13 protein-coding genes are annotated in these 14,425 nt (G+C 64.4%); 11 read left to right on the top strand and 2 right to left on the bottom strand.

From position 1 onward, the window contains the following. The first annotated feature begins 7 nt into the window (after window positions 1-7). From CXY73_RS17885 to CXY73_RS17850, 8 genes are all read left to right on the top strand, one after another. A complete protein-coding gene (locus CXY73_RS17885; RefSeq protein WP_104178497.1) occupies window positions 8-1,528 on the top strand; it encodes an aldehyde dehydrogenase family protein in 1,521 nt (506 codons plus the stop codon). Further along, on the top strand, window positions 1,525-2,388 hold the full coding sequence (locus tag CXY73_RS17880) for an aldehyde dehydrogenase (RefSeq protein WP_104178496.1): 864 nt from the start codon (window positions 1,525-1,527) through the stop codon (window positions 2,386-2,388). The genes CXY73_RS17885 and CXY73_RS17880 overlap by 4 nt, the downstream gene beginning before the upstream one ends. A 54-nt stretch (window positions 2,389-2,442) precedes the next feature. Next, a complete protein-coding gene (locus CXY73_RS17875) occupies window positions 2,443-3,963 on the top strand; it encodes an SDR family oxidoreductase (protein WP_104139774.1) in 1,521 nt (506 codons plus the stop codon). A 99-nt stretch (window positions 3,964-4,062) separates the two neighbouring features. Then, window positions 4,063-4,623, top strand: a complete 561-nt coding sequence (locus CXY73_RS17870) for a GDSL-type esterase/lipase family protein (protein WP_104139771.1) — start codon at window positions 4,063-4,065, stop codon at window positions 4,621-4,623. Window positions 4,624-4,666: 43 nt separating this feature from the next. After that, window positions 4,667-6,586, top strand: coding sequence for a DUF2207 domain-containing protein (locus CXY73_RS22105; protein WP_158254159.1), 1,920 nt, complete (start codon window positions 4,667-4,669; stop codon window positions 6,584-6,586). 11 nt (window positions 6,587-6,597) lie between these two features. After that, a complete protein-coding gene (locus CXY73_RS17860) occupies window positions 6,598-6,933 on the top strand; it encodes a DUF6804 family protein (protein WP_233198434.1) in 336 nt (111 codons plus the stop codon). Window positions 6,934-7,253: 320 nt separating this feature from the next. Continuing rightward, complete coding sequence (locus tag CXY73_RS17855; protein WP_104178495.1) at window positions 7,254-9,440, top strand: DEAD/DEAH box helicase; 2,187 nt, start codon at window positions 7,254-7,256, stop codon at window positions 9,438-9,440. Between the two features lie 165 nt (window positions 9,441-9,605). After that, the gene (locus CXY73_RS17850; RefSeq protein WP_104178494.1) at window positions 9,606-10,634 is read left to right on the top strand and encodes a 6-phosphofructokinase; all 1,029 of its coding nucleotides are present in this window, start codon (window positions 9,606-9,608) and stop codon (window positions 10,632-10,634) included. Window positions 10,635-10,791: 157 nt separating this feature from the next. On the opposite strand, the gene CXY73_RS17845 is transcribed toward CXY73_RS17850, so the two are convergent. After that, the gene (locus tag CXY73_RS17845) at window positions 10,792-11,046 is read right to left on the bottom strand and encodes a mycoredoxin (protein ID WP_104139757.1); all 255 of its coding nucleotides are present in this window, start codon (window positions 11,044-11,046) and stop codon (window positions 10,792-10,794) included. Window positions 11,047-11,103: 57 nt separating this feature from the next. Here CXY73_RS17845 and CXY73_RS17840 point away from each other — a divergent pair, with 57 nt between their 5' ends. Genes CXY73_RS17840 through CXY73_RS17830 form a run of 3 tightly spaced genes read left to right on the top strand, consistent with a single transcriptional unit; the run spans window position 11,104 to window position 13,095 of the window. After that, entirely contained in the window at window positions 11,104-11,577 is a 474-nt protein-coding gene (locus tag CXY73_RS17840; RefSeq protein WP_104178493.1) for an 8-oxo-dGTP diphosphatase, read from the top strand. Next, window positions 11,570-12,766, top strand: a complete 1,197-nt coding sequence (locus CXY73_RS17835) for an inorganic phosphate transporter (RefSeq protein WP_233198433.1) — start codon at window positions 11,570-11,572, stop codon at window positions 12,764-12,766. Before CXY73_RS17840 ends, CXY73_RS17835 begins: the two co-directional genes overlap by 8 nt. Further along, the gene (locus tag CXY73_RS17830; RefSeq protein WP_104139751.1) at window positions 12,763-13,095 is read left to right on the top strand and encodes a peptidase; all 333 of its coding nucleotides are present in this window, start codon (window positions 12,763-12,765) and stop codon (window positions 13,093-13,095) included. The genes CXY73_RS17835 and CXY73_RS17830 overlap by 4 nt, the downstream gene beginning before the upstream one ends. Before the next feature lie 43 nt (window positions 13,096-13,138). Here CXY73_RS17830 and CXY73_RS17825 read toward each other — a convergent pair whose 3' ends face one another. Beyond that, entirely contained in the window at window positions 13,139-14,416 is a 1,278-nt protein-coding gene (locus CXY73_RS17825; RefSeq protein ID WP_104178492.1) for a uracil-xanthine permease family protein, read from the bottom strand. Between the last annotated feature and the right edge of the window lie 9 nt (window positions 14,417-14,425).

Raw genomic sequence — 14,425 nt, 5'->3', positions numbered from 1 at the left:
AACGACCATGAAATTTCTTGACTACGCTCCGGCCCCCGAGTCGCAGGCCCTGCTGGGCCTCAAAACCGATTACGGTCTGTTCATCAACGGTGAGTTCACGGCCGGCCGGGGCACCCCGTTTCAGACCATCAACCCGGCCACCGAGCAGCAGATCGCCATGATCGCGACCGCCAATGAAGCGGATGTCGACGCCGCCGTTGCCGCCGCCCGTCACGCCTACGACGGGGTCTGGTCCCGCCTGTCCGGCAGCGACCGAGGTAAATACCTGTTTCGCATCGCTCGTCTGGTGCAGGAACGCGCCCGCGAACTCGCCGTCGCCGAAACCCTCGACAACGGCAAGCCGATCAAGGAAACCCGCGATGTCGATATTCCCCTCGTCGCCGCCTGGTTCTTCTACTACGCCGGCTGGGCCGACAAGCTCGATCACGCCGGAGTAGGCCCGAACCCGGCCTCGCTCGGCGTTGCGGCCCAGGTCATCCCGTGGAACTTTCCGCTCATGATGCTCGCCTGGAAGATTGCCCCGGCCCTCGCCGCCGGTAACACCGTCGTTCTCAAGCCCGCCGAAACCACCTCGCTCACCGCGCTGCTGTTCGCCGAGATTCTGCAGCAGGCCGATCTGCCCGCCGGTGTCGTGAACATCATCACCGGTGCTGGCAGCACCGGGCAGACCCTCGTCAACCACCCCGGCGTCAACAAGGTCGCCTTCACCGGGTCAACGTCGGTCGGGCGGGCTATTGCCCGTTCGGTCGCGGGAACCGACAAGAAGGTCAGCCTCGAACTCGGCGGCAAGGGCGCCAACATCGTCTTCGACGACGCCCCGATCGACCAGGCGATCGAGGGCATCGTGCGCGGCATCTTCTTTAATCAGGGCCACGTCTGCTGCGCCGGCAGTCGCCTGCTCGTGCAGGAAAGCATCCACGACGACGTCATAGATCGGCTCAAGCGTAGTATGCAGACGCTGCGCCTGGGCGACCCGCTTGACAAGAACACCGATATCGGCGCCATCAACAGTGCAGAGCAGCTCGCCCGCATTCGCGAACTGTCCGAGCTGGGTCAGCGGGAGGGCGCCGAACGCTGGAGTGCCGACTGCGTCATCCCTACGACTGGTTTCTGGTTCGCGCCGACCATCTTCACCAACGTGTCGACCAGCCACCGCATAGCCCGCGACGAGATCTTCGGCCCGGTGCTCTCGGTGCTCACCTTTCGCACCCCGGCCGAGGCCATCGCCAAGGCGAACAACACCCCGTACGGTCTCTCCGCCGGAATCTGGAGTGACAAGGGCAGCCGCATCCTGGCCGTCGCCGACAAGCTACGCGCCGGCGTGATCTGGGCGAACACCTTCAACCAGTTTGATCCGTCGAGCCCATTCGGCGGCTACAAGGAGAGCGGCTACGGCCGTGAGGGAGGCCGCCACGGCCTCGCCGCGTACCTCAAGCCCGCCGTACGCACTGGTTCGCGGTCCGCCGCCGCTGTTCACGCGACACCGGTCACCAAGAAGTCCACGTCTGCAAAGAAGGCCGCCAAGTGAACCGCCTCGCCATCCCCAAAACCTACAAGCTCTATATCGGCGGCAAGTTTCCGCGCAGCGAATCCGGACGCGTCTACGAGGTGCTCTCGCACAAGGGCGAGTTTCTGGCCAATGCAGCCAAGGGCAGCCGCAAGGATGCCCGCGACGCTGTCGTTGCCGCTCGTAGCGCGCTCGGTGGCTGGGCCGGAGCCACGGCCTACAACCGCGGCCAGGTGCTGTACCGCATCGCCGAGCTGCTCGAGGGTCGTCGGAGCCAGTTCATCGACGAAATCATGAGCTGCGAGGGCGTCAATGCCGCAGCGGCGAGCGCCCAGGTCGACGAAGCCATCGACCGTTGGGTCTGGTATGCCGGCTGGGCCGACAAGTACGTGCAGGTTGCCGGCAACGCCAACCCAGTGTCCGGACCGTTCTTCAACCTGTCCGTGCCAGAACCCACCGGCATCGTGGCGATCATCGCGCCACAGAGCGCCGAATCGCTCCTCGGACTGGTCAGCGCCATCGCCCCGGCCCTCGTCGCCGGAAACACCGTCGTCGTCGTCGCCAACGAGAGTGCGCCGCTGCCTGCAATCAGCCTCGGCGAGGTGCTCGCCACGAGTGATGTGCCCGGTGGGGTGGTCAACATCGTGACCGGTTCGCCGGCCGAGATCGCGCCCTGGCTGGCCAGCCACGCCGACGTCAACGCTCTCGACCTCGTCGGAGCCGGCGACCTCGACTGGGTCGAGCTGCAGATCAGCGCTGCCGACACGCTCAAGCGGGTGCTACCACCCGAGACGGGAGCGGATGCCGCAGCACCGGCGTTGTCGCGCATCCTCGCCTTCACCGAACTGAAGACGGTCTGGCACACCAAAGCCATTCTCTGATTCGGATCCGAAGTACCCAGCGGGGGGTCAAGCGGACGGGATAAACTCCGCCGCATGACCTCACGCAGAGCACTTGTCACGGGAGCGACCGGCTACATCGGTGGACGCCTCGTACCCAAACTCCTCGAAGCCGGTTTCACGGTGCGGGTGTTCGTGCGCACCCCGTCAAAGTTACGCGATGTGCCCTGGGCCGACCAGGTCGAAATCGTCGAGGGCGACCTTGGTGACCTGGCCTCGGTACAGCGCGCCTGCATCGACGTCGACGTGCTCTACTACCTCGTGCACTCGATGGGCGCGGCCGGTGACTTCGAAGAAACCGAGCACCTGGCTGCCGAAAACGTCGCCCAGGCGGCTGTCGGCGCCGAAATCGGGCGCATCGTTTACCTCGGCGGGCTGCATCCCGAAACCGGCGCGTTGTCGGCCCACCTGAACTCCCGCAGGGAAGTCGGCCGCATCCTGCTTGCCAGCGGTGTACCGACCGCGGCCTTCCAGGCCGGCGTTGTCATTGGCTCCGGCTCGACCTCGTTCGAGATGATTCGTCACCTCACCGATGTGCTGCCCTATATGCCGGCGCCGAAGTGGGTGCGCAACAAGATCCAGCCGATAGCCGTGCGTGACGTGCTCTACTACCTGCAGGCCGCGGCCGACCTCGCCCCCGAAGTAAACCGCACCTTCGACATCGGCGGCCCCGACGTGTTGCGCTATGGCCAGATGATGAACGGCTACGCCCTCGAAGCCGGACTGAAACAGCGGGCCATCGCCGCCCTGCCAGTGCTCACCCCGTGGCTCGCCTCGCAGTGGGTGAACCTGGTCACACCCATTCCGCGTAACCTCGCCATTCCCATCATCGCGTCGCTGCAGTATGACTGCGTCGTGCATGAGAGCGACATCGACCAGTACATTCCGCAGCCGGAGGGCGGCCTCACCGGCTACCGGCGCGCGGTGCGCCTGGCGCTGGGCCGCATGCGCGACGGCGACGTCGAGACCAGCTGGCGTAACTCCTCGATCGAGGGCGCTTCGAGTAACCCGCTCCCAAGCGACCCGGACTGGGCCGGCCACGCCGTCTACACCGACCTGCGCGAGAAGACCACCCCAGCTGCCCCGGCCGCTCTCTGGCGGGTTATCGAGAGCATCGGTGGCGAAAACGGCTGGTATTCTTTCCCGCTGGCCTGGGCTGTGCGTGGCCTGATGGACAAGGCTGTTGGCGGGGTGGGCCTGCGCCGCGGCCGCCGAAACCCCGACCACCTGCACACGGGTGAGGTGCTCGACTTCTGGCGGGTCGAACAGATCGACCACGGCAGCTTTCTGCGATTGCGCGCCGAGATGCGCGTTCCCGGGCGGGCCTGGCTCGAAATGAGCGTTACACCGACGGATGCCGGTGGCTCGCTCTATCGGCAGCGCGCGGTGTTCTTTCCCCGCGGCCTCGGCGGTCGGCTGTACTGGGCGGTTATTTTTCCGTTTCACGGGATCATTTTCGAGGGCATGGCCACGCGCATCACGGCCGCGGCTGCGGCGGAACAGGAAGCCGAGGCGGAGCATTCGCTTTCGTCGGCTACACGCTCCGACAACGCCTGATGGTCGGGTAGATGTGTCGATAAAGCGTGCGTATACTCTGGGAATTCTGGCGATTCTGCCCGGTTCGGGGCATGATGGGTAGCGGATAGGAGGCCTATTATGACAGTTTCACTCGCCTTCCTGGGCGACGGCCTCACCGCGAATGGTCAGTGGGAAGAATGGTTTCCCGAGCACGAGGTACACAATCTCGCTGCGAGCGGCAACACCACCGATGAGGTTATTTCACAACTTGATCAGGTGATTAAGTTGCGGCCCAATGCCATTGTGATCGGGGTCGGCACCAACGATCTCGGCTGGCGCAAATCCGACGAGTACGTCGTGCGTAACCTCGAAACCATCCTGCACACACTGCGCCGTGCCCTGCCGGAGACCCGCATCATGGTGCAATCGGTGCTGCCGCGCGACCGAGACTTCGCCGGCACAATCCGCTCCATCAACCGGCACGTCTGGCAGTACGCCCCCACCCAACACGTGCAATACCTCGACCTGTGGCCGGCACTGGCGTTGCCAGACGGTGAACTCGACCCGACCTTCGGAATCGACCGGTTGCATCTGAACGAGGCCGGCTATGCCGCCTGGCTGGCCGAGTTGCGGCCGGGGCTGGAGATGCTGTTCGAGCGCCCGCCGTCGACGACGTCGATTCCGATTCAGCACGCCTGACCCGGGCGGCGGCCGGGCCAGTACGGCTCGGTAGAGTGGACTTATGCCCCGATCGGTTCGCCCAGCACGTTTCCTGGCTCTCGGTGCGCTGGTCGTGGCGGTGATCGGTGCTGTCATTGGGGGAGTCGTGCTCGCCGCGGCTCCAACCGCCCAGGCCGCTGTGCCAACCCTGACCATGCGGCAGGACGACTACAGCTTCGACTCCTTCGGCGCCGAGTATGAACTTGCCCGGGACACCGACGGTCGGTCAACCCTCACGACGGTGGAAACGATCGTCGCCCGATTCCCCGACACCGACCAGAACCACGGCATCCGCCGCGCCATCCCCACCCGGTATGACGGTCACCCCACCGGCATCGTGATCGACAGCGTCACCGACGAAAACGGCACGCTGCGCTCGTTCGACACCGACACCGACACCGACACCACGAGTGAAGACCGTGACCAGGAATTCATCGACGTGACGATTGCGACCGATGAGTTCGTGCACGGTGCGCAGACTTACGTCATCAGTTATCACCAGTCCAACGTGATCCTGTACCCGTCCGACGCGAACACCGAAGAGTTCTACTGGGATGTCAACGGCACCGGCTGGGACCAGAGCTTCGGTCTGGTGACCGCGACGGTGCACTTCGATCCGCAACTGGTGGACCACCTGGCGGGCGACGTGTTCTGTTTTCAGGGATCGGAGCTCGCGGACCAGCCGTGTGACGGCATCCGCTTGACCGGCTTGGCCACTGACCCGACCGTGTCGGCGACGGCCACCGATCTGGGGGCGCGGGAGAATGTCACGGTCGTGGTGCAGTTCGAGCCGGGCACCTTCGTGCCCCGCGACGACTCCTTCACAGCCAACGCTTGGCCGGGCATTGCGCTGGTCGCGGTGATTTTTGGGCTGTTGACGGCACTCGTCGCTGGGATCCTGCGGGCCACCCGGTGGCGCGCTGCGCCGGGCCGGTTCACCATCATCGCCGAATATCTTCCGCCGCGAGGCGTCAATCTGCTCACCTCCGGCGACGTCGTCGGTGCCGCTGCCAAGGCGATGGCCGCACAATTCATCAGCTTCGCCGTGCGCGGCAACGTGCGCATTCTTGATGCCGACGACAAGAAGAATCACTTTCTGCTGGAATTCGTGCACGCCGAAGCTGTTGACGAGACCGAAAGCCGCATTCTCGGCAAGCTTTTTCCCGGCTTGCGGCCCGGCGACCAGCGCGACCTGAAGAAAAAAAGCGTTTCACTCAGTAAGGCACTGCAGAAGGAACCGTTGGCGACCCGCGCTGAATCGCTGCGCCTGGGACTGCGGGAGAAGCAGAACGATGGGCTGCGGGTCTGGTTGTTCCTGCTGGCCAGCGTAAGCGCTCTGGCCGCGCTGGCGGCGAGTCTCGGGGCCATCATCACGGTCGTGGGCGGCTTCTGGCCGCTGCTGTTCATCGTGCTGGGTATCGCGGCCGCGGTGGCCACCTTCGTCTGTGCCGGAAATCTGCGACCGCTCACCGACAGCGGCGCTGAACTGCGTGACTATTTGAAAGGCGTCAAGTTGTATATAGGTCTTGCCGAAGCCGAACGGCTTCGTATCCTGCAGAGTCCAAAGGGGGCCGTGCGGTCCGTTTACCGGACAGAGAACGGTCGTTCCGATCTGACCAGAGCTACCATCACAGCGGATGCCCCCTCCCTTCAGATCGTGAAACTCTACGAGCGCGTGCTGCCCTTGGCGGTACTGTTCGGCCAGGAGAAGGAATGGTCGAAGGTAATGGGCGGGTATTACGCCGAGAGCGGCACCCAGCCCGACTGGTATTCCGGAACGGGAATGTTCCAGGCCGCGCTGTTTACCGGTGCTATCAGCAGCTTCTCGGCGTCCTCTGCCGCGTCGTGGTCGGGCACCGCCACGAGCTCTCCGACCTCGGGCGGCGGTGGCGGCGGGTTCTCGGGGGGCGGGGGCGGCGGCGGCGGCGGCGGGGGCGTCTGATGGGACGTGTAATGGGTACGCCAGCCGAACCGACCTTCACCCGCGCTGCCCTCGCACCGGGCCTGCTGGGGGCAATCGCCCTGCTCGCCGGCCTCGCCCTGCTGGATAGCGAAAGCTTCATCATCATCCGCTACGCGGTGAGCATCCTCGCGCTCATTCTCTGCGTCTTTGTGCTGCAGGCGCGTTCCTGGTTCTGGCTGATCGGCCTCGTGCCGATGGCGATTCTGTGGAACCCCGTCGTGATTCTTGACCTCAGCGGGCAGGGCTGGGTCTCGGCCCAGTTCATCGCCGCGATCATTTTTATCGCAGTCGGCCTGCGCACCAAGGTACCGGTTCGCAAGAATTGAACGGGGGCGTAGACTACTACCGCGTTGAGAGAACCGGGTCAGGTCTCTACCGTGCACTCGCTGGCGATGGCCGTACTCGTTGAACCAACGCCTGTAAAGGCGCGTGATTCGACGGCACCACCGCTGCGACAGCATCCGCTTGACCACGAGTTTTGCGTGATGATCGCGACCCGTACTGTGTTTCGTGAATCGTTTATTTCTGAGAACTCATCAGAACGATTGGCGGGCTGCAGTGTTCCGGCAACAGTTGGAGGCCGTGACCGGCTCGCGTGGACGGTTACAGCCGGTACCCGTACCGTGCTGCTTTTGAGTGGAGAACAATGGCTTATACCCGCACCGATGCCTCGGGCAGCCGGAACAACCTCGGCCGCGGCGGTATCACCCGCAATCGGGCACACCCGCGTTCGCGTGACGACGACGCGCCGATCATCCCGATTCTTGCCCGCAAGGTGCGCGAGGTCGAGGCGAAGGCGCAGTCCGGGACCAAGCTCGGGCCGACCAACCGCACCAAGTATCAGGTCATTGCCCTGCTCATGCGCGAGGAACGCGCCAGGATCAAGGGCGATAAGGACCTCTCCGACGCCAACCGGGCCGAGCTGCTCAAACGCCTCGATGGTATCGCCCAGATTTTGGCCAAGACCGCAGCTCGCGACACGAGCCTGATCACCCTGCTCGAACCCGATGCCGGCGTCTCCACCGTGGCTCAGCGGTTTCGGCGGGACTGGCTGCTGGAATCCGGTGCCGAACTGAGCCCTGACGAACTCATCATCACCCGCGAACCCGAAGCCAAACCGGTCGTGCTGCAGAACCAGGTCGTCCCCCAGTCGGTCAAAGCCCGGCAGCTAGCCAACCCGTTTCTCGCCCCCGACTTCAGTGCGGCAGCGCAACCGATCGTGCATCCGCGCCGGCTCGCCAATTGGGAACTGCTCGGCCCCCTATTCAAATCGTTTGAGTACGGCGCGGGCGGCCAGGCCGCCAGCATGGATATGCCGGAGGCCCCCAGGCTTGACCGACTGTCGCCGAATAGTATGGAGCTCATGCGGCACCAGGCGCGGTTCATCGAGAGCGCTCGTCTGGGCCACCGCAGCTATCTGCTCGCCGATGAGCCCGGCCTCGGCAAGACGGCGCAGAGCCTGCTGGCGGCATCCGTTGCCAACGCCTACCCTCTGCTGGCCATCGTGCCCAACGTCGTCAAGATGAACTGGGCTCGCGAAGTGGAAATGTGGACACCGAACCGGCGTGCCACCGTCATCCACGGCGATGGTGACACCCTAGACGCCTTCGCCGATGTGGTCGTGGTCAACTACGACGTGCTCGACCGACACCTGGCCTGGCTGGGCACCCTCGGGTTCAAGGGCATGGTCGTCGACGAGGCCCACTTCATCAAGAATCTCGCCTCCCAGCGCTCCAAGCACGTGCTCTCGCTGGCCGACCAGATTCGGCGTCGTACCCCGGGCGGGAACCCGCTGCTGATGGCCCTGACCGGAACACCCCTGATCAACGACGTCGACGATTTTCGGGCCATCTGGCAGTTCCTCGGCTGGATTGACGGCGACAAGCCAGCCCCCGCATTGCTGAAACGCCTCGAAGAAACGGGCCTCACGCCGGCCGACATGGGGTTCTACAAGGAAGCACGCGCTGCTGTCATCGACATGGGCATTGTGCGTCGCCGCAAGATCGACGTCGCCGCTGACCTGCCGGCCAAGCGCATTGCCGATCTCCCGGTCGAGCTCGACGACGACCTCGGTCGGTCCATCCGCCAGGCCGAACGTGAACTCGGTGCCCGGCTGGTTATCCGGTACCGTGCTCTCGTGGCCGCCCGGCACACGGGCTCTGGCGGTCCGGCCCTTCCCGACGAGGACCAGCGGGACGCCTACATTCGCGCCGTCGCGCACGCCGAACTCGAAGATTCCAAGGGCCAGAGCACCGGTGAGAACGTCTTCACAATGGTGCGCAAAATCGGTCAGGCCAAGGCCGGTCTCGCGGCCGACTACGCGGCTCAGCTGGCCCGGTCGGTCGGCAAGGTCGTGTTCTTCGCCAAGCACATCGATGTCATGGACACCGCTGAGGAGATCTTCGCCAAGCGAGACCTTAAAACGGTCTCGTTGCGCGGTGACCAGAGCGCGCTTGCCCGGCAGGCAGCGATCGACGCATTCAACAACGATCCCGACGTTGCGATCGCGGTCTGTTCGCTCACCGCGGCCGGCGTCGGCGTCAACCTGCAGGCCGCCTCGAACGTTGTGCTGGCCGAGCTGAGCTGGACCGCAGCCGAGCAGACCCAGGCCATCGACCGGGTGCACCGCATCGGGCAGGATGAGCCTGTCACCGCCTGGCGCATTATCGCCGCGCACACCATCGATGCGCGCATTGCCGATCTGATCGGCAGCAAGCAGGGCCTTGCTGCTCGTGCGCTGGACGGTTCGCAGGAAGAGTACGCCGCGGCCGACTCTGTGCAGGAGAGCGCCCTGATCTACCTGCTGACCCAGGCACTCGACGGAAAACTGTGAGGCCGTGCGCGACCGACCGGGGCGGGTCGATTTGAGCCGTGCTCGGTCAGGCAGCATGATTGTCAAGCGTGCATCTTTGATGCGCTTGTTCTGACATTGATTGGTGGCGCGCGTCGCGTCATGATCAATCGACCGGATTCGCCCAGCTACCAGGATCGGCCAGCAATGAAGATCGGTATTCTTACTAGCGGCGGCGACTGCCCCGGGCTCAACGCGGTCATTCGCGGTGCCGTGCTCAAGGGCGTGCGCACGCACGATTTTGAGTTCGTCGGAATTCGCAACGGTTGGCGGGGCCTGGTGCAGAGCGAATTCATGCCGCTCGACCGGCACAGCGTTCGCGGGCTGTCTCGTCAGGGCGGCACCATTTTGGGTAGTTCCCGCACCAATCCGTTCGAGGGTGAGAACGGCGGACCGGAGAATATCCAACGCACCCTCGATGAGAACGGCATCGACGCCGTGATCGCCATTGGCGGCGAGGGCACGCTCACCGCCGCGCATCGCCTGACCGAAGCCGGCCTCAACATTGTCGGTGTGCCCAAGACCATCGACAACGACCTTGAAGCCACCGACTATTCCTTCGGCTTCAACACGGCCGTCGAAATCGCCACCGAAGCCATCGACCGGCTGCGCACCACCGCTGAATCCCACGGCCGCTGCATGGTGGTCGAGGTGATGGGACGCCACGTTGGTTGGATCGCCCTGCATTCCGGCATGGCGGGCGGCGCCCATGCCATCCTTATCCCGGAGCAACCGAAGTCGATCGAACAGATTTGCAACTGGGTCGAGCATGTGCGCGACCGCGGCCGTGCCCCCGTCATCGTGGTCTCCGAAGGCTTTCTGCTCTCTGGAATGGAGGAGGCGCACTCTACCAAGGGGTTGGACGCCTTCAATCGTCCCCGCCTCGGTGGAATCAGCGAGGTCATCGCTCCGCTGATCGAAGAACGCACCGGCATCGAGAGCCGAGCGACCGTGCTCGGCCACACCCAGCGCGGCGGCGCCCCCTCGGCTTATGATCGCGTGCTCGCGACTCGACTCGGCATGGCCGCCGTCGACGCGATCCACAACTCGCAGTGGGGAACGATGGTGTCACTGCGCGGCACCGAGATCGACGTCGTGAGCATCGCCGCCGCCACCATCGGTCTCAAGCGCGTCACACCGGCCCGCTACGACGAGGCCGCGGTACTCTTCGGTTAGACAGGCCGTCCGCGCGCGTCGCGGCAGGCTTTGCGTTCTTGGCTCGGGTTCGAACCAGTGCCAATTTCTCAAATGCAGGCCACGACACCGATCGTCGCTGCGACAGCGCAAATCAGATCAGCGCAAATCAGATCAGCGCAAATCAGATCAGCGCAAATCAGCCGAGTTTGGCCTGAACCTGTGCCAGCGACGGATTGGTCGCCGCTGAGCCGTCGGGGTATAAAATCGTCGGCACAGTCTGGTTGCCGTTATTGAGGCTCATGACGAGCTCCGACGTACCATCAACCCGTTCGATATTCACCTCGGTGTAGCTAATTCCGACGGTGTCGAGCTGCTTCTTCAATCGTTTGCAGTAACCACACCAGTCGGTCGTGAACATGGTGATGGTTCCGGTAGCTGGTACAAAATTCATAATCGGAGCTTATCCGAGCTGCCTCCCAACCAGCTGCACGCGCGTTAAGATGAGGTAATGACTTTGCCCCAGGTATGTGTGTGCTACCTCACTCGACTATCTGCCGAAGGCAACCAGCAGGTTCTGCTGGGGCGCAAGAAGAAAGGCCTCGGCATGGGAAACATCGTCGGTCTGGGTGGCAAGCTCGAAAGCGGCGAAACCGCAGTGGATGCTGCGGTGCGCGAAATCGAAGAGGAGTCGGGACTCGTGGTGGCGGCATCCGCTTTGACCGAACTGGGCCTGCTCACCTACCTGTTTCCACACCGCAAGGAGTGGAGCCAGGAGTCGACCGTCTTCGTCTGCGAGGAGTGGTCGGGAACGCCGCGGGAATCCAACGAGCGGAACCCTCTCTGGTTCGACGTGGCGACCCTCCCGGTCGATGAGATGTGGGACGACGCCCGCCATTGGCTGCCCGGTGTGCTCGCCGGTGTGCCCGTGCGCGCCACCTTCACCTTCGGCGCCGATCTAAAGAGCGTGGTGTCCCGTGCCTGATTTCAGCCTCATCATCGTGTTGGTCGTCGCCCTGGCCCTCATTTTCGACTTCACCAACGGCTTTCACGACACGGCAAATGCTATGGCGACCCCGATCGCGACCGGCGCCATGAAGCCCAAGGTCGCCGTCGGTGTCGCCTCGATTCTCAACCTGGTCGGGGCATTCTTGTCGACTGAGGTCGCCCGCACAATCTCGGGCGGCATCATCAAAGAGGGTGACGGCGGGGTGCTGATCACCCCCGAGCTGATCTTCGCCGGTCTGATCGGCGCGATCGTCTGGAACCTGGTCACCTGGCTGATGGGGCTCCCGTCGAGCTCCAGCCATGCCCTGTTCGGCGGTTTGATCGGCGCTACCATCATCGGTGTCGGCACTCAGGCCGTCGACTACAACGTTGTCGCCGCGAAGGTCATTCTGCCCGCCCTGATCGCGCCCGTGATCGCCGGCGTTGTCGCCCTCGTTGCTACCCGCCTCGCGTATATGATCACTCGCCGGGACGTCGGTCAGCCCGACGGGCGCGGCGGCTTTCGCTACGCGCAGATCTTCTCCTCCTCGCTCGTCGCCCTCGCCCACGGCACCAACGATGCACAGAAGACGATGGGTGTGATCACCCTGACCCTGATCGCCGGCGGATTCCAGGCCGTCGGCAGCGGGCCAACGTTCTGGGTGATCGCCGCCTGCGCGCTGGCGATCGCGATCGGCACCTACACTGGCGGCTGGCGCATCATTCGCACCATGGGCACCGGACTGACCGAGATCAAGCCCGCACAGGGCTTTGCCGCTGAAACCAGCACCGCCGCGACCATCCTGGCCTCGAGCCACCTCGGCTTCGCGCTCTCCACCACCCAGGTCGCCTCCGGTTCGGTGATCGGCTCAGGGCTCGGCCGCCGTGGCTCGACGATTCGCTGGGGCATGGCCGGACGCATCGCGCTCGGCTGGGTTATGACGTTGCCCGCCTCGGCCATCATGGGTGCATTCGCGGCCGGGCTGGCCTTGCTCGGCCCGATCGGCATTGTGCTGGACATGGTGATTGGAACCATCGTGATCATGGTCCTGTTCCGCTGGTCCCGGCGCAATCGGGTCACTCACCACACACTGCTCAACGATATCGACGATGCCGGCCGGGTTGTCAGCATCAAGAAAACGCCGCGGCGACTCTCTCGTTCAGCCCGCAGGAAGGTGTCGCTTTGATCGACTGGGCGGCGTTCCTCATCGTTTCCGCAGCGTCGCTCGTCTCGGCGGCACTGGTGGTGAGCCTTTACTCGCTTGGTCTGCGCTTGTTCACCACGGCCGGCCGCATCCCCCTGGTGGGGCCGCACGAGTTCACCGGCGCAATTACCGTGCTGAGCCCCAAGAAGGCCGCGAAGCAGGTCAAGCGAGCGCGCAAGGCTGCCGCGGCGAACCCGCTGTCGGACGCCCAGAAGCGTTTGGCCCTGTACGCCGGCTGCGTTTGCTTTATCCTGTGCGCGGTCGCCGTGCTCTACGGCGTCTATCTGATCGTGCCCGTCCTGCACGCCTAGCCCTGCCACAGTGCCCGGGCCCGGGAGATGGTTGGAGGGGGCGCTAGGCGGTTCTGCGTACCCGGGCGACCCAGGTCATCAGGTGGTAGATCACGATGGCAGCGACCGTGCCGAGCGCGATGCCGTTGAAGCTGAGGGTGCCGGCGTTCAGCGTGAAGTCGGCGATGCCGATGATGAGCGCTGTCGCCGCAGTGAACTGGTTGACCGGCTTGGAGAAGTCGACCTTGTTGTCGAGCCAGATCTTCACACCGATGACGCCGATCAGCCCGTACAGCGCGGTGGTGACGCCGCCGAGCACCCCGTCGGGAATCGTGAAGATGATCGCACCGACCTTGGGGGAGAGGCCGAGCAGGATCGCGACAATTCCGGCGACCCAGTAGGCCGCCGTGGAGTAGATGCGCGTCGCCGCCATCACGCCGATGTTCTCGCCGTAGGTCGTGGTTCCGCTGCCGCCGCCGAAGCCGGCGAGCATGGTGGCCAGCCCATCGGCGAGCAGCGCCCGCCCGGTGAGCCGGTTCACTTTCGCATCCGTCATTTGCGCTACACCCTTGATGTGGCCGACGTTCTCGGCGATGAGCACGAGCACGACCGGCAGGAAGGCGGGAAGCACCCCGAACACGGCGGCCGGGTTCTCGAATGGGTTGGCCGGGGCGGTGAACGGCGGCAGGCCGATCCAGGCAGCCTCGGCGACGCGGCTGAAGTCGACCTCGCCAAAGAATACGGCCGCCACATAGCCCACCAATACGCCGAGAAAGATCGACAGCCGACCCAGGATGCCGCGAAACAACACCGTGCACAAAATGACCGCGACGAGGGTGATGAGCGCGGTGAGCGGCGCCTTGTCGAAGTTGGCTTTGGCGACCGGGGCCAGGTTGAACCCGATCAGGGCGACGATGGCGCCCGACACGATCGGCGGCATCAGCCGGTCGATCCAGCCGGTGCCGGTGAGCTGCACGATCAACCCGACGAGCGCGAGCAGCAGGCCGACGACCAGAATTCCGAACAGGGCGCTGTCCATGCCCGCCGAGGCCGTTGCCGCGGTGATCGGCGCGATGAACGCGAACGATGAGCCGAGGTAGCTCGGCAGTTTATTGCCGGTGATCAGCAGAAACAGCAAGGTTCCTATGCCGGAGAAGAGCAGAGTCGTGCTGGGAGGAAAATCGGTGAGCAGCGGCACCAGAAAGGTGGCGCCGAACATCGCGACGACGTGCTGCGAGCCGATTCCGATGGTCAGCGGCCAGCTCAGGCGTTCGCCCGGGCCGACGACCTCCTGCGCGCCAACCGTTCTTCCGTTTCCGTGCAGGGTCCAGGGCAGTGCCATAACGTTCTC

The organism is Cryobacterium sp. Y50 (assembly GCF_002929805.1).
Lineage (GTDB): Bacteria > Actinomycetota > Actinomycetes > Actinomycetales > Microbacteriaceae > Cryobacterium.
The sequence above is the reverse complement of the archived record's forward strand: the minus strand, read 5'-3'. Positions and strand labels throughout refer to the sequence as shown.